We start from the raw sequence: 23231 nt of genomic DNA on the forward strand, positions 1-23231 counted from the left end.
TGGTTTCACCCACTTGGAAATATGAGCTAGACAACATAATTGAATATCATGATTGTTGATTCGTGGGAACGACTGCGCGATGTCTCGCGCCACACGTCGACCCGCGTGAGCGGCCCCGGTGAGTTTCGGGCGACGGGTCCCAGCGAGTTTCGGCTGCCGGAGAGAGGCGCGAGCGCCCCGTTCACCCCGGTATCGAGCGCGATCACTCTGGCTGCGCCCGGCGAGGAGCGTGAACTCCCACTATCTTTAACAGATCTCGGAGTGTCATACACGTTGATTATGAAAAAGCTGATCAACGACCCCGACGACGTCGTCGACGAGATGCTGGACGGGATGACCGCGGCGTACCCGGACCGGTTCCGCAGGCTCCCGGATACGCAGGTCGTCGTCCGGGACGACGCGCCGGTCGAGGGGAAGGTGGCGCTGGTGACGGGCGGCGGGAGCGGCCACGAACCGACGCACGCGGGGTACGTCGGCGACGGGATGCTCGACGGAGCGGCCGCGGGCGACGTGTTCTCCTCGCCGACCGCCGACGAGTTCGAGGCGCTCATCGACGCCTGCGACGCCGGCGACGGCGTCCTCGCGATCATCAAGAACTACGAGGGCGACGTGATGAACTTCGAGACCGCCATCGAGCTCGCCGAGATGGAGGGCGTCGAGGTGGAGAGCGTCGTGGTGAACGACGACGTCGCCGTCGAGGACTCGCTGTACACCTCCGGGCGACGCGGCGTCTGCGGGACGATCCTCGTCCACAAGGCGGCCGGCGCGAAGGCCGCCGAGGGCGCCGACCTGTCCGAGGTCAAGCGCGTCGCCGAGAAGGTTATCGACAACGTGGGCACGATGGGCACCGCGCTCACCTCCTGCGTCACCCCGGAGAAGGGCGAGCCAACCTTCGATCTCGGCGACGACGAGATCGAGCTGGGGATCGGGATCCACGGGGAACCGGGCACCGAGCGCACCGAACTGATGAACGCCGACGAGATCACCGACGCGCTGACCGAGGCGGTCCTCGACGACCTCGACCTCGACGAGGGACAGGAGGTGCTCACGATCGTCAACGGGATGGGCGGCACCCCGCAGATGGAGCTGTTCGTCGTCAACCGCCGGCTGCAGGAGCTGCTCGGCGAGCGGGACCTCGAGACGTGGGACGCCTGGGTCGGCGACTACATGACCTCGCTCGACATGGCGGGCGCGTCGATCACCGTCTGCGCCGTCGACGAGGAGCTGAAGGAGCTGCTCGCCGCGCCGGCCGACACCCCCGCTCTCACTCGGACCCAATGAGCCGGGAGGGCCGAACCGACGGGGGAACGGCGGACGAGGCGACCGAGGGGGCCGCCGTCGTCGCGGCGGTCGAGGCGGTCGCCGACCGCATCGAGGACGAGCGCGACCACCTCACGGAGCTCGACTCCGCCATCGGCGACGCCGACCACGGCGGGAACATGGCCCGCGGGTGGGCGGCCGCCGCCGACGCCGCCCGCGACCTCGACGACCCCGACCCGCAGTCCGTCTGCAGGACGGTCGGGAAGACGCTCATGGCCGAGGTCGGCGGGGCCTCGGGCCCGCTGTTCGGGGGCTCGTTCGTGTTCGCGAGCGCCGAGCTCGACGACGGGGTCACCGCCGAGAGCGCCGTGGCGTTCGCCGAGACCTACTTGCAGAAGGTCGAGGACCGCGGCGACGCCCGGGTGGGCGACCAGACGGTGGTCGACGCGCTCACCCCCGCGGTCCACACGTTCAAGAAGTCGATCGAGACGGACGAGCTCCCGCCGCTCGAGGCGCTCGCGAAGGCGGTCGACGCGGCCGAGCGCGGCGTCGCGTTCACGGTCCCGATCCGGGCGAAGAAGGGGCGCGCCTCCTACCTCGGGTGGCGCTCCGTCGGCCATCAGGACCCCGGCGCGACGAGCGCGCTGTACATCCTCGAAGAGCTGCTCGCGACCGCCGCCGACGCGCTCGACAGCGAGGTGCCCGACGCGGACGCGACCTCGCCGACGATCCCCGACGAGGAGCCCGACGACGCGGCGGGCGACGGAGAGGGCGACGCGCCACCGGAGGACGGGGACTGATGGTCGGGCTCGTCGTCGTCTCGCACAGCGGACGCGCGGCCGAAGGGATCGTCGAGGTGGCCGCCGAGATGGCCGGTGACACCCGGATCGAGCCGGTGGGCGGCGACGGGCAGGGCGGGATCGGCACCGTCCCGGACGCGATCGAGGCCGCGGTCGACGCCGCGGACGACGGGGACGGGGTCGTGGTCCTCGTCGATCTCGGTAGCGCCGTCATGAACGCCGACGTCGCCGTCGAGATGAGCGACGCGGAGGCCGTCATCGCCGACGCGCCGGTGCTGGAGGGCGCGGTCAACGCCGCCGTCGCCGCCACCGACCCGTCCGCCACGCTCGACTCGGTCCGGGAGCAGGCCGAGGCGGCCCGCGGCGTGGAGAAGCTGTAGCGCTCACGCCCCGTCGATGCCGAGCAGGTCCCGGACCTCGCTCCGGGCGTCGCAGGCGAGCGCCTCCTCGGCGAGCGCCCTCGCCTCCGCCGAGTCGACCGCACGGACCCGCTCTTTCACCGCCGGGACGGTCACAGCGCTCATGCTGAGCTCGTCGAGCCCGAGCCCGACGAGCAGCTCCGTGAGCGCCGGGTCGCCGGCCATCTCCCCGCACATCCCGACCCACGCGTCGGCGCCGGCCGCGGCCGAGGTCGTCCGGTCGATCGCCCGCAACACCGCCGGGTGGAGCGGGTCGTGGTAGTCGGCGACCCCGTCGTTCTCCCGGTCGGCCGCCATCACGTACTGGGCGAGGTCGTTCGTCCCGACGCTGAGGAAGTCGAGCCGCTCGGCGAGCCGGTCCGCGAGGAACGCCGCGGCCGGCGTCTCGATCATCGCGCCAAGTTCGGGAATCGCGTGGTCGACCCCCTCGGCGTCGAGGTCGGCGGCGACCGATTCGACCGCCGCCACGGCCGCCTCGACCTCCTCGACCCGCGACACGAGCGGGAACATCACGGCCAGCCCCTCGCCGCCCGTGCTGTCCGCGCCGCCCCCGCTCGCGGCCGCCCGCAACACCGCCCGGATCTGCGTCTCGAAGAGGTCGCGATGCTCGTCGAGCGAGAGGCGGATCCCGCGTCGCCCGAGGAACGGGTTCGTCTCGTCCGGGAGGTCGAGGTACGGCACCCGCTTGTCGCCGCCGACGTCGAGCGTCCGGACGACCACGCGATCGTCGGGAAACGTCGACAGCGCCGCCGCCACGGCCTCGTACTGCTCGTCCTCGCTCGGCGGCGAGTCGCGGTCGATGAAGAGGAACTCCGTCCGGAACAGCCCGATCCCGTCGGCGCCGCGGTCGGCGGCGGCGGGGAGCTCCGCCTCGCTCCCGACGTTCGCCGCCACCTCGACCGGCCGGCCGTCGGCGGTCGCGACGCGCTCGGTGACCGCCGTCGCCTCGGTTCCGGCGGCCGCCGCGCAGGCCTCCGGGTCGGGATCGACGACGACCCGGCCGGCCGCCCCGTCGACGAGCAGGTCGTCCCCGTCTTCGACCTCGCGGAGCGGCTCGCCGACGCCGACGACAGCCGGGATCGACAGCGACCGCGCGATGATCGCCGCGTGCGCGGTCCGACCGCCGGAGACGGTGGCGATCCCGGCGACCGCGTCCGGGTCCAGCTCCGCGGTGTCGCTCGGCGTGAGCCGCTCGGCGAGCAGCACGGTCCCGTCGGGGAGGTCGCCGAGGCCGACGACGGAGTCGACCTCCAGGAGGGCGCGGAGCAGGCGGTCCCGGACGTCGCGCAGGTCGTCGGCGCGCTCGGCCATCGGACCGTCGAGCCCCTCGAACCGCTCGATCGCGGCCGCGAACCGGTCGTTCACGGCGTGGCCGGCCGGCGTCCCGTCGCCGATCGCGTCCTCGACGTCCCCGACGAGCTCCGGGTCGTCGAGGAACTGCTCGTGGGCGTCGAACACCGCCGCCTCCTCCTCGCCGACGCGCTCCGCGGCCCGGTCGCGGGCGTCCCGGATCGCCTCGCGCGCCTCGTCGCGGGCGCTCTCGAACCGCGCCAGCTCGGCGTCGGCGTCGACCGCGGACGGGTCGGGGCGGTCGGGGAGCGTCAGGTCCGCCTCGGGCCGGTACCAGCGCGCCGCGCCGACGCCCGACAGCGGCGTGCTCCCGACGCCGGTGAGCGTCCTCACGTCGGGTCACCGCCGTCGGCGTCGGTCTCGTCCCCGTCGGCCTCGCCGTCCGCCTCCCCGGTCTCACCGTCCGCCCCCTCGACCTCGCTCGTGAGGAGGTCGCAGATCGCGTCGAGCGCGTCGGCCGCCTCCGCGCCCTCGGCGACGACGCGCACCGACTCGCCGCGGGCGGCGTTCAGCCCGCTCACCGAGAGCATGCTGTCGGCGCGGACGAGCCCGTCGTCGCCGTCCTCGGGGCGGCCGATCGACACGTCGGCGTCGAATCGGCTCGCGGTCTGCACAAGCTTCGAGGCGGGCCGCGCGTGGAGGCCCGCCTCCGGCACCACGGTCACCGTGCGTTCCATGGAGCCGGATACGCGAGGCTCGGCCTTATAAGTGCGTTCGGCCGAGCGCCTCGCGCCGCGAGGTCGACTGGCTCACGCGTCAGAACCGACCGGGTCACACGTCAGAACCGACCGGGTCACGCGGGCGAGGCCGACCGACGTCACTCGACGACGTCCACGACCTCGCCCGCGATCATCCGCGCGAGGACGACGCGCGGCACGGCCGCGCGCTCCCGGACGACGCCGGCGATCTCCCGCGCGACGGCCTCGTCGGCGTCGTCGTCGACCGCGTTTATAAGCGGGATCGCCGTCGCGTCCGGCGGCACGTCCTTCAGCCCGCCGGCGTCGTGCGCGAGCACCCGCCCGACCAGTTCGGGGGTGATCTCGTCGCCGACCTCGGCGTCGGTGATCGCGGCCACGCGCTCGGGCCGGTGGACCGTCTCCTCGGTCAGCGGCTCGCCGACCGCGCCGACGCTCGCCACCGGCACCACGCGGTCGGCGCCGGGGGGTATCTGCGGCTCGCGATCGTTCGGGGCCTTGAGAAGCCGCGTCCGGGCGCCGTCCGCCTTCACGAGCACCGGCCCGTCGTGCGCGGCCGCTATCTCGTCGACGACGGCGGGGTCGTACCCCCGGTAGCGGTCGCCGCGATCGCGCTCCGGAACGAGTCCGAGGGGGAACGCGGCCTCGGCCGCTCCGCCCGTCTCGTTGGCCCCGCCCGTCTCGTTCGCCTCGTCCGTCCCGTTCGCCTCGTCCGTCCCGTTCGCCTCGTCCGTCCCGTTCGCCTCGTCCGTCCCGTTCGCCTCGTCCGTCCCGTTCGCTCCGTCTGTTCCGTCTGCTTCGTTCACCCCGACCGCGTCGAGCGCGGCGACCGGATCGGCCGTCACGCGGACGTCGGCGACCTCCCGGTCGAAGATGGGGATCCGCACCGTCGCCGTGAGCACCGCTCGGTCGAGCCGGTCGGCGAGGGCGTAGAGGGTGGTCTTCTTCCCGCCGGCGCCGACGAGACAGGTCGTTCCCGCGGCCGCGTCCAGCGCGTCGACGACGTCGTCCATAGTCGTCGGTACGGGGGGCCAGGGGCGAAAACGCACCGGTCGGGGAGCGGTCGTGCCCCCGACCGCCCCGGCCGCCGGGTCCCGTGTCGGCACCGAGACGCGCTCTCGCGCGTCGGCGTGTGGTTTAATCCCGTCCGAGTGCGACCGTGGTCACGATGACCGTCCCCGACCGGATCCTCCGCGTCGACCTCTCCGCCGGCCGCGTGCGCAGCGAACGCGTCCCGACGGCGTGGCGCGAGCGGTACGTGGGCGGGAAGGGACTCGGCGCGCGCTACCTCTACGACATGGCGGCCGGCGTCGACCCGGAGGCGCCGGCGAACCGCCTCGCGTTCCTCGTCGGCCCGCTGACCGGCCACCTCCCCGGCGAGCCGCGCTACGCCGCCGTCACGAAGTCGCCGCTCACCGGCGCGTTCCTCGACTCCTACGGCGGCGGGTCGTTCGCGAGCCGGCTCGCGGGCTCGCTCGGGGACCACCTCGGCGTCGTGATCGAGGGCGCCGCGGACGACCCCGTCGCGCTCTCGATCGCCGGCGGGGAGGCGACGATCGAGCCCGCGGGCGACCTCGACGGGCTCGACGCGGCCGAGACCGACGCGAGATACCCGGACGCCGCCGTCGCCTGCATCGGCCCCGCGGGCGAGGCCGGCGTGCGCTACGCGACGATCGCCTCCGACGGCGGCGACCACCACGCCGGCCGCGGGGGCGCGGGCGCCGTGATGGGGTCGAAGGACCTGAAGGCGGTCGTCGCCCGCGACCCGCCGCCCGAGACGTCGCCGGCGCTTGAGGCGCTCCGCGACCGCGACGCGGAGCGGTTCGCCGAGAGCGACGCGGGCCGGTGGCTCGCCGCGGGCGACACCCTCGAAACGGTGTCGTTCGCCGACGAGACCGGCGTGCTCCCGACCCGAGGGTGGCAGGCGCGACGGTTCGAAGGGGCCGACGACCTCGGCGTCGAGCGCGCGGCGGAGCGCGCCGCGGGCCGCGAGCGCCCGGACGAACCGGTCCCTGGCGGATTCCGTATCAGCCCGGGTGACGGGGAGAGCCCCGCGGAGGACGCCGACCCGGACGAGACCGTCCCGCGCGGCGGCACCCCCATCGCGCTCGGCGCGGGACTCGGGATCGACGACTTCGACGCCGCCGCGGCGCTCGGCGGCGTCTGCGACCGGCTCGGGATCGACGTGATCTCCGCGGGGAACGCGGTCGCGTGGGCGGTTCGCGCGAGCGAGGCCGGGCTGATCGACCCCGCCGACCACGGCGTCGATCGAGGCCTCTCCTTCGGCGACGAGGGGGCGGCGCGAGCGCTGATCGAGGAGATCGCGTCGCGGGCGACCCCGCTCGGAGACGCCCTCGCCGACGGTGTCGAAGCCGCGGCCGACCGGTTCGGCGGCGCGGACCTCGTTCCGACGGTGAAGGGGATGGAGCTCGCCTCCTACGACCCGCGGGGCGCCGAGACGATGGCGCTCGCGTTCGCGACGAGCGACCGCGGCGGGTGTCACCGGCGCGCCCGCCCGGTCGAGACCGAGGCGGTGGCGGCGCCCGGGTGGACTCCGACGGAGCGCGCCGCGGTCGTCGCCGAGGAACAGGACCGGCGCGCCGCCCTGTGGTGTCTCGTCGCCGACGACTTCCTCGCGGACGCCTTCGGTCCGGAGACCGCGGCCGAGTGGTTCGCGGCGCTCGGCGACGAGCGCGACCCCGAGGACCTCCGGCCCCTCGGCGAGCGCGTGTGGACGCTCGCGCGGCTGTTCAACCTCCGCGAGGGGTTCACCCGGGCCGACGACGCGCTCCCCGAGGCGCTGACGAGGGACACCGAGGGCGGGCCGGGTCGCGGGGGAGACGAGGGGACCGGCCCCGAGCGCGACGGCCTCGACCCCGATGCGTTCGAATCCCTCCTCGACCGGTACTACGCGTGCCGAGAGTGGGACCGCGAGGGGCGGCCGACCGCGCGGCTGCTCGACCGACTCGGGCTCTCGGACCTGCCCGACGCGTCGACCCCGGTCGGGTCGGCAGCGGACGTGCCGGATCCCGACGGGGACGGCGACTGCGGCGGCGACCGATAAAAGGCGGCGTTCGTCGACTACGGCGCGGCCTGCTTCGTCGACACCAGCTCGATCACGTCGCGGTGGGAGAGCTCGTGGCCGGTCCCGACCTGACGCCCGCTCCGGCAGTCGGTGCCGTGGAGGAGGCCCTCCCCGATGTCCGAGTGGATGTGGAAGGCGAAGTCCTCGGTCGTCGACCCCTCGGGGAGGAGGAAGCAGTCGCGGAAGACGCCCTTCTCGTCTTTGCTCCCGTTCGCGGAGCCGGGGAAGACGGCGATACAGCCGAGCACGTCGAAGACGGCCGCCTCCAGCGCGCCCTGCACGCCGGTCCCGTCGTAGTCGGCGACGAACTCGCCGATCCGGTCGAGGCCGGCCTCCTGCTCGCCGGAGACGTCGCCGACGACGTCGAAATCGCTCTCGCCGGGCGTGTAGTCGACGACGCCGGCGTCGTTGGCGTTCTTGAGGGCCTTCTCGGCGTGGGCGCTCGCGGGGACGAACGAGAGGTGGTCGTAGTCGGGGTCCGACGTGATCGCCTCCCAGTTCGACTGCGCCTCGGGCGTGTCCATCTTGTTCGCGGCGACGACCATCGGCTTCGTGCGCTTGCGGATCTCGCGGGCGAGCGACGCCTCGTCGGCGTCGTCCCACGTCTCGGGGTCGAGCTCCAGTCCCTCGGCGAGGATGACGCGTTTCATCCGGTCCTTGTCGATGCCGAACGCGGACATCTGCTCGGCGAGCTCCCGCTCGATGGCGGCCTCGGAGCCGTGGTAGCGCGTCTCGAACTTCTCGATCCCCTTGCGGAGCACGTCGAGGTACCACTCGTCGAGCTCCTCCTCTAAGAAGTCGATGTCCTCGCGCGGGTCGTGGCCCTCGGTGGCCTCGCCCTCGATGTCGGTCTTGCCCGAGAAGTCGACGACGTGGATCAGCACGTCCGTCTCGTTGAGGTCGGTGAGGAACTGGTTGCCGAGGCCGCGCCCCTCGTGGGCGCCGGGGACGAGCCCGGCGACGTCGACGAGCTTCACGGGGACGTAGCGGGTCCCGTCTCGGCAGACGCCGACGTTCGGCGTGCAGCGCTCGTCGAACTCCGGGGCGGCGCAGTCGACGCGGACGTACGCCTCGCCGACGGTCGGGTCGATCGTCGTGAACGGGTACGCGCCCTCGGGCACGTCGTTCATGGTCGCGGCGTTGAAAAACGTCGACTTTCCCACGGAGGGCTTGCCGACGAGGCCGATCCGATAACTCATTACCGTCAGTGCGCGACCCGCGGTAAAAAGCGATGCGAGACGCGACGTGGCGTGAGAGAGGCTGTCGCGGACGTGCGGAGGGTCGTCTCGGGACCCGCGTCGCTCGGTTCGGAGCGCGCCGAATCAGGCGTCGCCGTCGGACTGGCCCGGCTCGCCGACCGCTTCGATCGGCAGGACGTTCTGAAGCGCCGTGTAGGCGTCTTGGGGGCTCTCGAACCGCTCTTGCTCGATTTCTGTGAGGAGGTCGCCGAGGTCGGCCTCGCCGTCGGCGAACAGCACGGTGGTCCCGGCGCACGCCTCGGCGAGGTCGCTCCGAGCCGCCGGGAAGGAGTGGTCAGCCAATTCGCCCTCGACTCTCGACAGGTGGATCTCGGTCGTCATGGCCGTACGTCGCGTCGAGGGCGCTTAAACACGCGCCTCGGACGGTCGGCCGCAAAGAACCGGCAAAGCCTGCAAAGAGTTATGCGGTCGCAGTTTCTTGGTGCATGTGAACAGATGACATTATACGACCGGATCCTGGTCCCGACCGACGGCTCGACTGAGGGGGAACGGGCGGTCGCGCACGCGCTGGACCTCGCCGCGGTCCACGACGCCGCCGTCCACGCGGTCCACGTAGTAGACACGGCGAGCTACGCGGGGATGCCGATGGAGGCCTCCTGGGAGGGAGTCGGCGAACTCCTGCGGGGCGACGCCGAGGAGGCCGTGGCGGCGGTCGAGGAGCTGGCCGAGGAGACCGTCGTCGACGTGGAAACGGCCGTCGTCGAGGGGTCGCCCAGCCGCGAGATCATCCGGTACGCCGAGGGGAACGGCTGTGACCTCGTCGTGATGGGCACCCACGGCCGCGGCGGGATAGACCGGCTCCTGCTCGGGAGCGTGGCCGAGAAAGTCGTTCGCGGCGCCGCCGTCCCGGTCCTGACGGTCCGGATCGACGGCGACGTCCCGACGGAGCCGAGCCTGTCGGAGGCCACCGGACGGACGTGAGAGCGGCCGGACCGCACGGTCTCTGCCGACCCGACCCCGCGGTCAGCCGTCGGCGTCGCGGAGGTGCTCGCAGTCCCCGGCGTGGACGCGTCGCGTCCCGTCTCCCGTGTCGATCACGAGCGCGCCCGGCGACTCGACGTCGACCGCGGTCCCCGTGACGACCCCCATCGGCGTTTCCACCCGAACCCGTCGCCCGAGCGTGCTCGCCCGCTCGCGCCACGCCGCGAGGATCCGGTCGGATCGGTCCGCCGTCTGCGCGAGCGCCGCGACCCGTTCGAGGAGCGTCGCCGCGAAGCGCCGCCTGTCGACGTCGCCGCCGGTCTCGGCGCGCAGCGAGGTCGCGTCGGCCGGGAGCGCGTCCGGATCGACGTTCGCGTTGACGCCGACGCCGACGACGAGCCACGAGACGCGGTCGGCCTCGCCCTCCATCTCGGTGAGGATCCCGGCGAGCTTGCGGCCGCCGCGTCCCGAGCGGTCGGCGTCGCCCGCGGCGCCTCCCGCTCCGTCGCCCCCGACGAGCACGTCGTTCGGCCACTTGATGTGCGCGTCGACGCCGACCTCGCGGCAGGCGTCGACCGTCGCGACCGCCGCGGCGAGGGTGAACAGCGGGGCGCGGGCGGGCGAGACCGTCGGCCGCGTGACGACCGACAGCCAGACGCCGCCGCTCGGCGCGACCCACTCGCGGTCCAGCCGGCCTCGACCGCCGGTCTGCTCGTCGGCGACGACCGCGACGTCGGCGGCGCCGTCGGCCGCCAACTCGCGGGCGCGGTCGTTCGTCGACGGGACGGCGTCGTGGTACTCCACCTCGTACGGCGCGTCGAGTCCGAACTCGATCCCGGCCGCGCAGTAGGCGGGCTCCGCGGGCGCGGCGTAGCCCGCGCCCGTCGACTCGACGGCGAACCCCTCCTCGCGGAGCGCCTCGACCGCCTTCCACACCGCCGCCCGCGAGACGTCGAGCTCCGCGGCGAGCGCCGGTCCCGAGACCGGGCCGTCCTCCAAGGCGTCGAGCAGCGCGCGACGCGTGTCCATGTCGACGCGGTCGGCGCGGGCGTGGAAAGCCGTTCCGGGTCGCCAGCGGGGACCCGCTCACCTATGGGTCCGCGGGCGTAACGTCGGGTGTCGCATGACCGACGCCGAGACCGTTCCCGTGACCGTCGTCGATGGCGAGGAACGCACAAAGCTGGCTGTCGAGCCGGGACGGAACCTGCGGCGCGTCCTCCTCGACGCCGACCTGTCGCCGTACGCGGCCGCGACGCGCCGACTGAACTGCGGCGGGCGCGGGATCTGCGCCACCTGCGGCGTTCGGATCCGCGAGGGACCGCCGCCGGACCACTGGCACGACCGGCTCGCGGCCCGTTTCGGCTACCCGCGGCTGTCGTGTCAGGTCACCGTCGACGGGCCGATGACGGTCGAGCTCGTCGACAAGCGCGTCTGGGGATCGCGCGAGTCGGGCGGCGGCGACTAGCGGGGAGCGACCGTGCCGCGCGTCGCGGCGCTCGCCTCCGAGACACCTCGTTTCCGGTGAAACGCGGCCGTGAGACGCGACGCGACCGCGTCGACGAGGAGACCCGACGCGACCGCGGCGGCCGCCGCTCGCCGACGAGGCGAGTCGACTGTGGGCACAAGACCCAAGGTCTCACGGGCGAACGCTCCGGTATGCAACCCTCCAAGGAGCGGGAGGCGTCCGACGGCGACCCGATGGACGACCTCGACGACCTCCTCGACGACGACCTCGCCGAGGGCGGGGACCCCTCGACGTCGGACGAGGCCGATTCGCGCGCCGAGAGGAACGAGTCGGCTGGCCGGGCGGCCGAGACCGGCGGCGACGGCGGGCGCGTCGGGACGAGCGGTCGCTGGTTCTCCGCGAAGGCGTTCGCGCTCGCGCTCGCCGCGGTCGCGATCGGCGTCTTCGTCGGCGGCGCGATCCCCCTCATCGGCGGGACGATCGGTTCGGCCGGGGGCGTGTTCCTCGCCGCGTTCCTGATCGGGCTGGCGCTCTCCGCCCGGCGGTACGTCGAGACCGGGCTCGCCGGCGCCGCGGCGGGAGCCCTCGTCGCGGTCACGAACGTCCTCGGCGTCGGCTTCCTCCCGATCGGGTTCGACTACCTCCAGCAGTGGGGGCTTCCCCTGCTCGCGGTCGGCGGCGGGGTCGGGCTCGTCGCGGCCCTGCTCGGCCACTACTTCGGCCGCGATCTCCGCGCGGGCCTGACCGCGGACGTCGAGGGCTGAGCGCCCCGAAAAAAAAACCTTACTTCCGCCCGATCAGCGCGGGCCAGTGATACGCGTCGAACCCGACGTACGCCGCGATCTCCCGGCGTTCGAGCGCGAGGAAGCCCGCGAGTATCGCGACGAACCCGACGATCGCTTCCGCCTCGACGAGGGTGCCGAGCAGGACCCAGCTCCCGGCCGCGGCGACCACGGGCTCGGCGTACCCCACGAGGTGGAGCTGCGCCGGGCCGACCTCGTCGAGCAGCGCGAAGTAGATCAGGAACGCGAGGACGCCCGACAGCAGCGTGAGGTAGGCCAGCGACCCGATCGCGGTTCGGTTCCACTCGATCGCCGCCGGCGACTCCCCGAGCGCGGCGGCGCCGACGAAGAGGAGCCCGGCGCCGAGCACCATCGCCCACCCCTGCAGGGCGGCGATCGGGAGGTCCGTCCGGAGCGGTCGGAGCAGGACCGCGCCCAGCGAGAAGGCGACGGCGCCGGCGAACGCGAGCCCGACGCCGAGGAGGGCCGAGTCACCGACCCCGGCCGCGGTCGGGTCGGCGATCACGACCACGCCGAGGATACCGAGAGCGAACCCGCCGATCTCGACGGATCCGAGCCGCTCGTTCGGGAGGAGGACCGCGGCGAACACCGCGGTCAACACCGGCGCGAGGCTCACGACCACCGCGGCGACCGCCCCGGAGATGTGGAGCTCGCCGACGTACAACAGCCCGTGGTACGCGGCGATAACGAAGGTCGCCGCGACGGCGACGCCGAGCCACTCGTCGCGTCCGCTGGGCGTCGTCCGTCCGGACATGACCGCGGCGACGCCCAGCACGATCGCTCCGGCGATCGCGTACCTGACGCCGGCGAACAGCAGCGGCGGGAAATGGTGTAACCCGGCCTCGATCGCGACGAAGGAGGTGCCCCACAGGGTCGCGAGGAGGACGAAGGCGGCGACGACTGATTCCGGAGTAGAGAGGAGGTTCCGTAGCTTCATTGAGTGTTAGATCGAAGTTTCTTGAGACAGTTAAACTATTCTCTCACAATCGGCCGAATTCAGAATGAACAATCACGCATACGAACGAACTGCAATACGCTTCCGAAACGAGGGTCGTTCTTGGATTCGAGTGCAAGTGTGTCGGTCGGAATATACAACAGTCCCTCACTCGAAGGGGGCGTATGGACGAGCGCGACGTGCGGCTGTTGAAGGCGATATCTGACCTCGGAACCGGGAGCCCCGAGCGGCTCCACGAGGAGACCGGGATTCCGGTGTCGACGATCCACTACCGGCTGAACAACCTCCGCGAGGACGGCGTGATCGAGAACGATCTGTACGACCTCGACCACGAGGCGCTCGGGCTCGGCGTCACCGTCATCGTCGAGGTGCTCGCGGGCTACGAGGGCCCGTACGAGGAGTTCGCCGACGAGCTACTGGCGGTCGAGGGGGTCACGGAGGCGTTCTTCACGATGGGCGAAACCGACTTCGTCGTCCTCGCGCGGCTCTCGTCGTCCGACACCGTCGAGCGGCTCATCAGCGACTTCGAGGCGATTCCCGAGGTCGAACGCACGAACTCGACGTTCACGATCGCCACACTCCGCGACGAGCCGCGAGCGCCGGCGACGTACGACCTCGACACGCTGCTCGCGGAGCTGACCGAGTAGCGCCGACCTCACTCCGGCGACAGGGAGGACCCGACCGACCGCTCGACGAACAGTAGCGCTACCAGTCCGAGTATCACCAGCGTGTACGCGAACGCGGCGAAGAGCGCGTCCTGCGTCGATGGGTACTCGGTGGTCCGGAAGATGATCACTTTCCGGACCATCGCGATGACGCCAGTGTAGATCACCAGCCTGACGATCCGACGGGTGTCGCTCTGTTCGATGTAGGCGACGACCGTCTCGTACACCTCGACGATGATGAGCAGCAGCAGTCCGGTCTCGATGAATCCGATGACCGTGTTCGGGTCGGTGATCTCGCCGGTGGGAACTGACTCGGCGATCTGTATCGCGAGGTCGACCACGCCGATCCCGAACAGGAGGGCGAACAGCGCCGCCGCGGCGAGTTCGACGCCGTGGATGAACCGGTTCGTCGCGTCGGAGACCCGGTCGCCGCGCGTCTTCGCGACGGCCGGCTCGGGCGTGCGGTCTGTCGCTGGCGGGTCGTCCGAGGGACCCGGTGGCGGATCGTCCATCTGGTGTTCCCTCTAGGTACGAATCAAGGCCCCGCGACACGTAAAGAACAGGGGCGACAACGTGTGAATCGGGGGCGGAACGGGAGGGATTCCGAGGACCGTTACGACCGCTTGCCGATCTCCTCGCGGAGCACGTCGGAGACGACCTCCCCGTCGGCCTTGCCGCGGAGCGCGCCCATGGCCTCGCCCATCAGCCCCGAGAACGCCCCCATCCCCTCCGCCTCGATCTGATCGGCGTTGCGCTCGACGACGTCGACGACCGCCTCGCGGACCGCATCCTCGCTCACCCCAGAGAGTCCGGCCTCCTCGACCGCCTCCGCGGCCGTGAGGTCCGGGTTCTCGGCGAGCGTCGTCAGCACCTCCGGCACGCCCTCTTTCGCGAGGTCGCCGCCCTCGACGAGGGCGAATAAGTCGAGGAAGTGGTCGTCGGTCAGGTTCTCGACCGGGGCCCCCTCGCGGCGGATCTCCGTCGTCGTCGACTCCAGCGTCGACGCCGCGAAGGTGGGGTCGACGCCGCGCTCGACCGCGGTCTCGAACAGCGGGAAGCGCCGCCCGAAGGCGACCTGCTCGGCGAGCCCGCGATCGAGTCCGAACTCCTCGGCGTAGCGGTCGGTCTTCTCGTCGAGGAGCTCGGGTCGGTCGACGTCGGACGGGTCCGGCTCGACCGGCGGCACGTCCGTCTCGGGGTACATCCGAGCCGCGCCGGGAAGCGGACGGAGGTAGCGGGTCGTCCCGTCCTCGTTGGCGCCGCGGGTCTCCTCGGGGACGCCCTCGATCGCCACGGCGGCCCGGTCGGCGGCGGCCTCGATCGCGAGGTCGGCGGTCTCCGGGTCGGCGGCGACGATGGCGACCGCGTCCTCCGGCCCGGCGCCGACCGCCTCGCGGAGGGACTCGACCTCGGCCTCGGTCACGCCGTACGCCGGCAGCTCGTCGGTGTGGAAGATCCCGCCCGCCCCGTGTCGCTTCGCGTGGTCGGAGAGCTCGGTCCCGAGCCGGCGGTCCGGCTGGATTTCCCACCCTACGAGCCCGTCGAAGCCGAACAGCGGAACCGCGGTCACCTTCCCGCCCGAGTCGAGCGCGCCCCGGATGACCCCGGAGTCGGTCTCGGCGAAGACGTCGGTCGCGTCCGAGACGTCGCCGACGCTCGCGTCGCGGTCGCGGAGCTCGTCGCGGATCGCGAGCAGCTCCGCCTGCCGGCCGACCTCGCCGCGGACGATGTCCTCGATCCCCTGGAGGTCCTGGACGCCTTTCACCTCGACGCGGGCGCCCTCGGCGATGGAGACGTTGACGTCCTGCCGAATCGTGCCGAGCCCGCGCTTGACCGCGCCGGTCGACCGGAGCAGCATGCCGATGCGCTCGGCGGCCTCGCGGGCGCCCTCGGGGCTCCGGATGTCCGGACCGGTACCGATCTCGACGAGCGGGACGCCGAGGCGGTCCAGCGAGTAGACGACGCCGTCGTCAGTCTCCTCGACGCGCTTTGCCGACTCCTCCTCCAGCATGAGGTCGACGATCGACACCGCCCCCTCGCTCGTCTCGATCTCCCCGCTCTGGCCGAGCAGGATCGAGCGCTGGAAGCCCGAGGTGTTCGACCCGTCGATGACGAGCTTCCGCATCACGTGCGCTTGGTCGACGACCGAGACGTCGAGCAGGTCGGCGATCTGGAGCGCGACCGAGAGCGCCTCGCCGTCGACGCGCCGGGGCGGCTCGTCGTCCTCCTCGACGAGGCAGGTGGTGTCGTACGCGAGGTAGGTGAACTCGCGGTCGACGCGGCTCTCCTCCATCGCGGCGTCGTCGAGCTCGCCGAGCTCGCTCTTCGTCGGGTGGAGCCGGCGGGCGATCTCGCGGTCGGCCTCGTCGGGGTCGCGCTCGACGGTCGGGGAGTCGCAGAACAGCTTCGTCTCCGTGTCGAGCTGCTGGTGGATCTCCAGCCCGGCGACGAGCCCCAGCTCCTCGTGGTCGTACTCGGGGGTCGCGTCCTCGCTCATTACGCCGTACTCCGGCAGGCCGGAACAAAAAGGGTGGCAGTTCGCGCGGGCGATGCGGATCGAGGCCACCGAGGTTCCTTATAAATGACTGGGCGGTGGCGCGTGCCTGTGAGCGGCCGCCCTCGGCGGCCGCGAGTCAGCACGCGCGAGGGAGCCCGCGGCCGCCGGCGGCGGCCGCGGCGAGGCTGGGGAGGCGCGAGGGGCTGTGCGGCTGCGGTCGGGTGGGACTCAAAGGGGCAGTCGCGAGTCCTCGCGGCTGGGGCTTCGGCGGTGTTCACGATCACAGCGTTCCGATCACAGCTGTCGCTCGTCGCGTAACGTTCGAAAGGAATTGTGCGTGGATGCTGTCGTAGAGACAACACCGTGCATCGGTGCGGCGGGTGTGCCGCCGAGCGATGCGTGGGACCGGATTTGAACCGGCGGACCTCTACAGGACAGCGCCCTCAACGCTGCGCCGTTGGCCTGGCTTGGCTACCCACGCTCGCGGTGTTCAATCGCGTCCTCACGTACCCTTCCCCCAATTAAAAGCCCTTCCATTCGGCAGTGCCGTGTCGAAGAGTGACACCGGGCGGCGGGGCCGAGCGTATTCCGGGTCGGACACGCCCCCGGTCGGACGCGCCGGAACCGGCACGGGTTTGAGAGTGGCGGCCCTCGGATCCGACATGTCCGAGTGGGCCCGCGAGAACGTCCCGCTTTTGACCGCACTCAGCTCCGTCGCGGCGCTGGCCGTGGTGTTCGGCGCCGTCGGCGGCGCGATACCGAGCGTCCTCCTGCCCCGCGCGAGCGACGCCGTCCTCGCCGCGATCCCGCACTTCAACGCCGCCGTCTCGGCGACGGCCATCGGCACCATCGTCCTCGGCTGGCGCGCCATCTCCCGCGGCGAGGTGCGCCGACACCGCGCGTTCATGCTGACGTCGTTCGGCCTCTTCACCGCCTTCCTCGGCGCGTACCTCTACCGGCTGATCCACGTCGGCACGACCGAGTTCCCCGGCCCCGACGTCGTCTACACCTACCTCTACCTCCCGTTCCTCGGGATACACATTCTGCTCGCGATCGCCTGTATCCCGTTCGTCTTCTACGCGCTCCTGCTCGCCGCGACCCGCCCGTACGAGGAACTGTACCACACGCGTCACGCGCAGGTCGGCTTCGTCGCCGCCGTCCTCTGGCTGATCTCCTTCGCGATGGGGATCGGCGTGTACGTCATGCTGTACCACGCGTTCTGAGGCGGGCGCGGGGCCGACCGGCGAAGCCGGGCGCTCCGACCGTACCGGCCGCACCGATCGCCCCGACCGCTCCGACGAAGCTTGATATCGCCGTCAACCGTACGAACCGTCGTGCTGTTCGCGACTCACCTCCTCGTCGCCGCCGGCCTCGGGTGGCTGTCGGGACACCCGCGCCTCCGGCGGTACCTCGGCGGTTCGCCGCCGCTCTCCGTGTGGTGGCTCGTCGCCGGCGCCGCGCTCCCGGACGTCGTCGACAAGCCGCTCGGCGCGCTCGGCGTCTTCGACGTCTACCAGTCGGTCGGCCACTCCGCGCTGCTCGTGCCGCTCGCCGCGCTCGTCGCCGTCGCCGCGAGGCGCCGCGGCCTCGCGGTCGCGGTCGGCTGGGGCTCTCACCTCGCGCTCGACGCGCTCCACATGGTCGTGAACGGGCGGCCGGGCGACGCGGCGTTCCTCGGGTGGCCGCTCCTCACGCGGTCCGACCCGCTCGCGATCCCGCCGGGCGAGTTCGCGCTGTTCTACGTCGGAACCCCCTCCTTCTTCCTCGAAGCGGCGCTGTGGCTGGCGGCCGTCTCACTGGTGTTGCGGTCGCGGGTCGCCGTCGGCACCGACCGGGAAAGCGGTCGGTGAGACCGGTCCGGCCGCCTACCCGTCGTCGTTCGCCATCCGGTGGGCCGCGTAGAAGAGCGGGACGAGCAGCGCACCGGCGAACCCGAAGCCGAGCGCGAGCGCGCCGATGTCGCCCGCGCTGAGGACGCGGCCGGCGCTCCCGCCGTCGTCGCCGTCGCCTCCGTCGCCACCGCCTCCGCCGTCGCCTCCGTCGCCACCGCTTCCGCCGTCGCCTCCGTCGCCTCCGTCGCCACCGCTTCCCCCGCCTCCGCCGTCACCGCTCCCACCGTCGCCGCCGGCGTCGGGCTGGACGAGGTCGTCGTCGACGGAGCCGACCGCGACGGAGCCCTTCATGCCGACCGCCTCGTGCGGTACGCAGAGGTAGTTGAACGTGTCGCCGTCGGACGCGTCGTCGAACGTGTACTCGAAGGTGGTCCCCGCCTCGCTGACGGTCTCGCCGCTGTCGAACGTCCCGTCCTCGGCGACGACGTTGTGCGCGCCGCCCTCGCCGGTCCACTCCCAGACGACGGTCGTTCCGGGGTCGATCAGGATCGCGGCCGGACCGAACCTGAGCCCGTTGACCGCGCCGACGTCGACGGTGACCTCGTCCTGTCCGGTGTAGTCGTGCGTCCCGTCGTAGTTGTCCACGTCGTCGAGCCAGCCGCCGTACTGGGCGGCGGCGGTCCCGGAACCGGCGGCGAGGCCGGTCGCGGCGGCGGCGCCTGCGGCGCCGACCCTGAACAGCCCGCGGCGGCTCATCGTCGCGTCGTCGGCGTCGGATGTCATACCTGTACCTCCCAGCGTGGGCGTATTTAAATTCCCGATTCCCGACTCGCGACGTGAGAACGGGAGGCGGCGACGGGGCGAGTCGTCGGGAACCGAGGTCGGAGCCCGATCAGTCGTCCGCCGGCGTCGGGTCGGGCGTGACGGGGTCGAGGTCGCGGTCGCTCTCCTCGCCCTCGACGTCGAAGGGGTACTCGCCGGTGACGCAGCCGAGACAGAGGTCCGCGCGGCTCTCGCCGAGCGCCTCGGAGACGGCGTCGATCGAGAGGTACGAGAGGGAGTCGGCGCCGACCTCCTGTCGAATCTCCTCGGTGGAGGCGTCGGCGGCGATCAGCTCCTCGCGGGTCGCCATATCGATCCCGAAGTAACAGGGCGCGACGATCGCCGGCGCGCCGATCCGGAGGTGGACCTCCTCGGCGCCGGCTTCGCGGACGAGCTCGACCAGCTGCGTCGAGGTCGTCCCCCGGACGATGGAGTCGTCGATGATGGTGACCGACTTCCCCTCCACGGTCGATTTGATCGGGTTGAGCTTCAGCCGGACCGCGCGCTCGCGCTCGTCCTGCGTCGGCATGATGAACGTGCGCCCGACGTACCGGTTCTTCATCAGCCCCTCGGCGAACTCGATACCGGCGTCGTTCTCCGGACGGGCCTCGCCGTCGGCGGTCGTCTCGCCGGCCGCGTCGGCGTAGCCGGAGGCGAACGCCCGGCCGGAGTCGGGGACCGGCATCACGACGTCGGCCTCGACGCCGGACTCCTCCCAGAGCTTCCGCCCGAGCTTGCGGCGGACCTCGTACACGAGGTTCTCGTCGATGACCGAGTCGGGGCGCGCGAAGTAGACGTGTTCGAAGAAGCAGTGCGCGGTCGACTCGCGCTCGACCAGCTGGTAGGTGTCGTACCCCGCGCCGTCGGGGTCGAGGACGACGAGTTCGCCCGGGCGCACGTCCCGGATCAGCTCCCCGTCGAGGGTGTCGATGGCGGCCGACTCGCTGGCGAGCACGTATCCGCCGTCCACTTTCCCCAGACACAGGGGACGGTTCCCGAGGGGGTCGCGCACGCCGAGGACGGTGTCGTCGTGGGTGATCGCCAGCGAGTAGGAGCCGTGGATGCGGTTCATCGTGTGTTTGACGGCGCGCACGAGGTCCTCCTCCAAGAGGTTGCGCGCGAGGTCGTGGGCGATCACCTCGGTGTCGCCGTCGGAGGTGAACGCGTGGCCGGCCGCCGCGAGCTCCTCGCGCACCTCGTCGGCGTTCACGAGGTTCCCGTTGTGCGAGAGCCCGAGCGAGCCGGACTTGAAGGAGACGGAGAACGGCTGTGCGCAGCTCTTGTCGAGGCTCCCGGCGGTCGGGTACCGGACGTGACCGATGCCGGTGCCGCCCGACAGCGACGCCAGGTCCCCCTCCTCGAACGCGTCCCCGACGAGCCCGCGCTCGACGTGGCTGTGCTGTTGGAACCCGTCGTGCGTGACGATCCCAGCGGACTCCTGCCCGCGATGTTGGAGCGCGTACAGCGCGTAGTACAGCGGCCGCGCGGCCTCGCGGTCAGCGAGCGAGATGCCGACGACGCCGCACTTCTCTCGCGGCTCGTCAGCGGTGTGGTCCCCACCGGCGTTCATGTACGCGACGGTGGGGCGTGAGGCGATAAAAATCCTCGTGTTCGTGGTGCTATCGAGGTTTACGACGGGGTATATATGCACAAACGCGGATCGGGTCCGCCGAAGTCGCCGACCGGCCGGTCGGCTCACCTCCCGTCGACGTCGCGCTCACTCCCCCTCGATCAGCTCGTCTAATCGCTCGAAGTACGCCTCCCGCGGCACCTGGTAAGCGGCGCGGTAGTCGACGTCGCCGGCGGCGAACCGCTCCGCGACCGCGACGGCCGCGGCCGCGCCCGACTCGCGGTCGTCGCGGGTCTCCGAGACCGCCTCGACCTCGGGCTCCAAGAAGAGCACGACGTGCCACTCGTCGGTCGCGTACTGGCCGGATCCGGGGCGGGCCGTCCGCGCGCCGTTCGTGAGGTAGATGGTCGGCATGCACTCCGCGGGGAGGTCGTCGCCGTCGAACACGTCGGGCCGGTAGACGAGGATCGCCCGTCCGCTCGGCTCCTCGTTCCACACCCGCCAGCCGTCCGGCAGCGCCTCGAAGCTCATGGGCGGAGTCGGAGGCGGAGGCTTGAAAGGATCGCGCTCCGGTCCGCCTAGTCGACGATGTCGGAGCCGCCCGGCGGGAGGAACTCCTGAAGCTGGTCCGCGCTCGCCACCTTGCGGACGAACGACTGGTCCGCGAACCGCCCCTTCAGCTCGCGGTACACCATCATCGCGGCGTCGTTCTGGGCGTACATCCCCGGCTCCAGCGTGACGCTCGTCGCCGCGCGGTCGACGATCGCCGACGGCGGCCCGCCGATGGCCTGCGTGACGGGTTCGCACTGAACGCCGACGGCGATCCGGCAGGGGACGTCCTCGAAGTAGGTCCGGTCGCCGCGGATCACGAAGCTCCCCTTCTCGATGTACTCGCCGCTCTCTGGGGTCTTCGATACCTGATCCGGCTCGACCATGTACGCGTCGCCCGCGCCGCGACCGTCCTTCCAGTCCGAGGAGTACGAGACGGCGAACTGCGCGACCTCCCGCAGCGTCTCCTCGGAGAAGTCGACCGGGTCCGCGGACTCGGAGGGCCCCGCGGCCTTCAGCAGGGTCACGGGCCCGCCGTGCGCCTGCGTGTGGAAGAACCGGTCGTGTTTGCCCATGTACTTCTTGACGAGCTCCTCGTTCTGGTCGGCGTTGCGCCCGCCGATGACGAGGTAGCCGGTCGAGGTGTGGAACCACCGGAAGCGGTCGTACCAGTCGTCGGGGCTCCGGATCGGGATAGAGGCGCGCGAGAGCCAGTCGGTCTCGTACGCCTCGTCGTCGTCTCCCTCGTCGCCGTCGCTTCCGCCGTCCCCGTCGTCCGCCGCCTGCTCCGCCTCCCACTCCGCCTTGCGCTCCTTGACGGCCTCCAGCTCGCGGCGCGTCGACTCGATCGCCTCCATCGCGCCCTCCTTCTTCCCCTCGATCCGCTTCGCCTCCTGGTAGAGCCGGTCGGCGTTGACCTCGACGCCGGCGCTCGCGTCGAGTTCGACGCGGACCGCGTCGACGCCCTCGCCGTCGTCGCTCCCGGCCTCGAGCTCGACCGTCACGGTCCCCTCGCCGCCGTCGACGTCGACCACGGCCTCGGCCGCCGGGATCCCGCGCTCCGCGCCCGCGTCGAGCGTCTCGGCGATCTCGTCCCACGGGACCTCGCTCTCGCGGGCCTCCTGAACCGTCGAGAGCACCTCGTCGACGAGGTCGTAGTTCGCGTACAGGAGTTCGGCGCGCTCGCGCTCCGCCTCGGCCTGTTCCTCGAACCCCTCGATCGCCCCCTCCTGCTGTTCGATGATCCGCTCCTGTTTGGCGATCTCCTCCTCGAAGTCCGGCCGGGAGGCCTTCGCGTCCGCCGGGGCCTCGCCCTCGCCGGTGTCGTCGCGGTCGAGCCGGTAGAAGTACTCGTCGACGGCGGCGTTGAACGAGTCGAAGCCGACGCTCGGGAGCCCCTCGTGCTCCGAGAGGGGGAACGGCGTGACGTCGACGACGCGGGGGTCGCGGTCGTCCGCCTCGCTTTCGGACAGCTCCTCCTCGTACACGCGCGGGTCGACGTCGCCGGAGCGGAGCCGGTCGCCGATCCGTTCGAGCGCCTCGTGGAGCGCGCGGAGCTGGTCGTCGGTCGCCTCGTCGATGGGCGTCTCCTTCTCGACGCCCGCGCGCGTGCACACCTCCTCGGCGTATAGCCCGCCGAGGTTGAGCTGCGTGGCGAGGGTCCGCACCACGTCGCTGTCGGACTCGCGCATGTTCCTTTTAAACCCGCCGAGGCTCACGTCGAGGGGGTTGAGCCGCGACGCGGGGTACTCGTACTGCGAGCCGGGCGCGACCGTCCGGGACTTGAGCCGGACCGTCGACAGCGAGCCGACGACCTCGCCGGTCTCGTCGAGGGCGGCGACGTTGCCCTGGCCGAACAGCTCTGCGACGAGCGTCGTGTTCTCGTCCTCGCGCTCGAACTCGAAGGTGAGGATCCGGTCGAACTCGTACTGCTCGACGCCCGCGAAATCGGCGCCCGACATGCGGTTACGCAGCATCTTCGCGAAGTTCGGCGGGCGGCCGGGGGCGTCGGCGACGTGCTCCGCGTCGGCGACGTGGGCCCGCTTCACGTCGCCCACCTCGATCATGAGTTCGACGCGGCCGCGGTCGAAGTCGCGCAGCTTCAGCCGGAGCAGGTCGTCGTCGTAGAGGTACGCCTTGTCGACCTTCGCGCCCTCGTACCGATTGAGCTCGGTGACGAGGGCCGCGAGGTCGATGCTCGACAGCTCCCGCTTCTGGTCCATACACGACAGAGACTCGCGGGCCGGAAAAAGGCGTGTCGTTGTGGGTGCGGTCGGGCGAGCGA

Annotated in this window: 23 protein-coding genes and 1 tRNA gene; 10 read left to right on the forward strand and 14 right to left on the reverse strand. The window is 71.8% G+C overall.

Annotated elements, in window-relative coordinates:
* Window positions 1–279 precede the first annotated feature (279 nt).
* Genes dhaK through dhaM form a run of 3 tightly spaced genes read left to right on the forward strand, consistent with a single transcriptional unit; the run spans window position 280 to window position 2440 of the window.
* Window positions 280–1281 carry a dihydroxyacetone kinase subunit DhaK gene (dhaK, locus tag DJ81_RS09700; protein ID WP_094526286.1) on the forward strand — a complete coding sequence of 334 codons (1002 nt, stop codon included), beginning with the start codon at window positions 280–282 and terminating at the stop codon, window positions 1279–1281.
* Window positions 1278–2060, forward strand: coding sequence for a dihydroxyacetone kinase subunit DhaL (gene dhaL, locus DJ81_RS09705; RefSeq protein ID WP_094526285.1), 783 nt, complete (start codon window positions 1278–1280; stop codon window positions 2058–2060). The genes dhaK and dhaL overlap by 4 nt, the downstream gene beginning before the upstream one ends.
* The gene (dhaM, locus tag DJ81_RS09710; RefSeq protein ID WP_094526284.1) at window positions 2060–2440 is read left to right on the forward strand and encodes a dihydroxyacetone kinase phosphoryl donor subunit DhaM; all 381 of its coding nucleotides are present in this window, start codon (window positions 2060–2062) and stop codon (window positions 2438–2440) included. The genes dhaL and dhaM overlap by 1 nt, the downstream gene beginning before the upstream one ends.
* Window positions 2441–2443: 3 nt before the next feature.
* On the opposite strand, the gene ptsP is transcribed toward dhaM, so the two are convergent.
* The 3 genes from ptsP to yqeC form a co-directional block, all read right to left on the reverse strand.
* Window positions 2444–4162, reverse strand: a complete 1719-nt coding sequence (ptsP, locus tag DJ81_RS09715; protein ID WP_094589471.1) for a phosphoenolpyruvate--protein phosphotransferase — start codon at window positions 4160–4162, stop codon at window positions 2444–2446.
* A complete protein-coding gene (locus tag DJ81_RS09720) occupies window positions 4159–4506 on the reverse strand; it encodes an HPr family phosphocarrier protein (RefSeq protein ID WP_094589473.1) in 348 nt (115 codons plus the stop codon). Before DJ81_RS09720 ends, ptsP begins: the two co-directional genes overlap by 4 nt.
* 140 nt (window positions 4507–4646) lie before the next feature.
* Window positions 4647–5537, reverse strand: coding sequence for a selenium cofactor biosynthesis protein YqeC (yqeC, locus tag DJ81_RS09725; protein ID WP_094589475.1), 891 nt, complete (start codon window positions 5535–5537; stop codon window positions 4647–4649).
* A 155-nt stretch (window positions 5538–5692) separates the two neighbouring features.
* On the opposite strand from yqeC, the gene DJ81_RS09730 reads away from it, so the two are divergent.
* Window positions 5693–7588, forward strand: coding sequence for an aldehyde ferredoxin oxidoreductase family protein (locus DJ81_RS09730; protein WP_094589477.1), 1896 nt, complete (start codon window positions 5693–5695; stop codon window positions 7586–7588).
* Window positions 7589–7605: 17 nt separating this feature from the next.
* Here the strand turns inward: DJ81_RS09730 and DJ81_RS09735 are convergent, their stop codons facing one another.
* Window positions 7606–8808, reverse strand: coding sequence for a redox-regulated ATPase YchF (locus DJ81_RS09735; protein ID WP_094589479.1), 1203 nt, complete (start codon window positions 8806–8808; stop codon window positions 7606–7608).
* Between the two features lie 123 nt (window positions 8809–8931).
* Window positions 8932–9189 (reverse strand): hypothetical protein, encoded by a 258-nt coding sequence (locus tag DJ81_RS09740; protein ID WP_094589481.1) that lies wholly within the window; start codon window positions 9187–9189, stop codon window positions 8932–8934.
* A 114-nt stretch (window positions 9190–9303) separates the two neighbouring features.
* Between DJ81_RS09740 and DJ81_RS09745 the strand changes: the two genes are divergently transcribed.
* Complete coding sequence (locus tag DJ81_RS09745) at window positions 9304–9789, forward strand: universal stress protein (protein ID WP_094526266.1); 486 nt, start codon at window positions 9304–9306, stop codon at window positions 9787–9789.
* Between the two features lie 42 nt (window positions 9790–9831).
* Here the strand turns inward: DJ81_RS09745 and DJ81_RS09750 are convergent, their stop codons facing one another.
* The gene (locus DJ81_RS09750) at window positions 9832–10818 is read right to left on the reverse strand and encodes a biotin--[acetyl-CoA-carboxylase] ligase (RefSeq protein ID WP_094589483.1); all 987 of its coding nucleotides are present in this window, start codon (window positions 10816–10818) and stop codon (window positions 9832–9834) included.
* A 94-nt stretch (window positions 10819–10912) separates the two neighbouring features.
* On the opposite strand from DJ81_RS09750, the gene DJ81_RS09755 reads away from it, so the two are divergent.
* Both DJ81_RS09755 and DJ81_RS09760 read left to right on the forward strand, forming a co-directional pair.
* On the forward strand, window positions 10913–11254 hold the full coding sequence (locus tag DJ81_RS09755) for a 2Fe-2S iron-sulfur cluster-binding protein (RefSeq protein ID WP_094522375.1): 342 nt from the start codon (window positions 10913–10915) through the stop codon (window positions 11252–11254).
* 191 nt (window positions 11255–11445) lie between these two features.
* Complete coding sequence (locus tag DJ81_RS09760; protein WP_094589510.1) at window positions 11446–12018, forward strand: hypothetical protein; 573 nt, start codon at window positions 11446–11448, stop codon at window positions 12016–12018.
* A 19-nt stretch (window positions 12019–12037) separates the two neighbouring features.
* Here DJ81_RS09760 and DJ81_RS09765 read toward each other — a convergent pair whose 3' ends face one another.
* Window positions 12038–12994, reverse strand: a complete 957-nt coding sequence (locus tag DJ81_RS09765; protein WP_094526263.1) for a DMT family transporter — start codon at window positions 12992–12994, stop codon at window positions 12038–12040.
* A 182-nt stretch (window positions 12995–13176) separates the two neighbouring features.
* Here DJ81_RS09765 and DJ81_RS09770 point away from each other — a divergent pair, with 182 nt between their 5' ends.
* Window positions 13177–13659, forward strand: a complete 483-nt coding sequence (locus tag DJ81_RS09770; protein WP_094526261.1) for an Lrp/AsnC family transcriptional regulator — start codon at window positions 13177–13179, stop codon at window positions 13657–13659.
* A gap of 8 nt (window positions 13660–13667) precedes the next feature.
* Here DJ81_RS09770 and DJ81_RS09775 read toward each other — a convergent pair whose 3' ends face one another.
* From DJ81_RS09775 to DJ81_RS09785, 3 genes are all read right to left on the reverse strand, one after another.
* Window positions 13668–14189: a phosphate-starvation-inducible PsiE family protein gene (locus tag DJ81_RS09775; protein WP_094522378.1), complete on the reverse strand. Its 522-nt coding sequence runs from the start codon at window positions 14187–14189 to the stop codon at window positions 13668–13670.
* 101 nt (window positions 14190–14290) lie between these two features.
* Window positions 14291–16174, reverse strand: coding sequence for a Glu-tRNA(Gln) amidotransferase subunit GatE (gatE, locus tag DJ81_RS09780; RefSeq protein ID WP_094589485.1), 1884 nt, complete (start codon window positions 16172–16174; stop codon window positions 14291–14293).
* Window positions 16175–16570: 396 nt separating this feature from the next.
* Window positions 16571–16655 (reverse strand) — tRNA-Leu (locus tag DJ81_RS09785).
* Between the two features lie 181 nt (window positions 16656–16836).
* Here DJ81_RS09785 and DJ81_RS09790 point away from each other — a divergent pair.
* On the forward strand, window positions 16837–17397 hold the full coding sequence (locus DJ81_RS09790; RefSeq protein WP_094589487.1) for a DUF420 domain-containing protein: 561 nt from the start codon (window positions 16837–16839) through the stop codon (window positions 17395–17397).
* A gap of 111 nt (window positions 17398–17508) precedes the next feature.
* Complete coding sequence (locus DJ81_RS09795) at window positions 17509–18024, forward strand: metal-dependent hydrolase (RefSeq protein WP_094589489.1); 516 nt, start codon at window positions 17509–17511, stop codon at window positions 18022–18024.
* 15 nt (window positions 18025–18039) lie between these two features.
* On the opposite strand, the gene DJ81_RS09800 is transcribed toward DJ81_RS09795, so the two are convergent.
* From DJ81_RS09800 to rqcH, 4 genes are all read right to left on the reverse strand, one after another.
* Window positions 18040–18789, reverse strand: a complete 750-nt coding sequence (locus tag DJ81_RS09800; protein ID WP_094589491.1) for a halocyanin domain-containing protein — start codon at window positions 18787–18789, stop codon at window positions 18040–18042.
* A gap of 109 nt (window positions 18790–18898) precedes the next feature.
* Window positions 18899–20398: an amidophosphoribosyltransferase gene (gene purF, locus DJ81_RS09805; RefSeq protein ID WP_094522383.1), complete on the reverse strand. Its 1500-nt coding sequence runs from the start codon at window positions 20396–20398 to the stop codon at window positions 18899–18901.
* 147 nt (window positions 20399–20545) lie between these two features.
* Window positions 20546–20929, reverse strand: a complete 384-nt coding sequence (locus DJ81_RS09810) for a DUF5820 family protein (RefSeq protein ID WP_094522384.1) — start codon at window positions 20927–20929, stop codon at window positions 20546–20548.
* 47 nt (window positions 20930–20976) lie between these two features.
* Window positions 20977–23169 (reverse strand): ribosome rescue protein RqcH, encoded by a 2193-nt coding sequence (gene rqcH / locus DJ81_RS09815; protein WP_094522385.1) that lies wholly within the window; start codon window positions 23167–23169, stop codon window positions 20977–20979.
* Window positions 23170–23231 lie beyond the last annotated feature (62 nt).

It is taken from the genome of Halorubrum sp. Hd13, from assembly GCF_002252755.1.
Taxonomy (GTDB): Archaea; Halobacteriota; Halobacteria; order Halobacteriales; family Haloferacaceae; genus Halorubrum.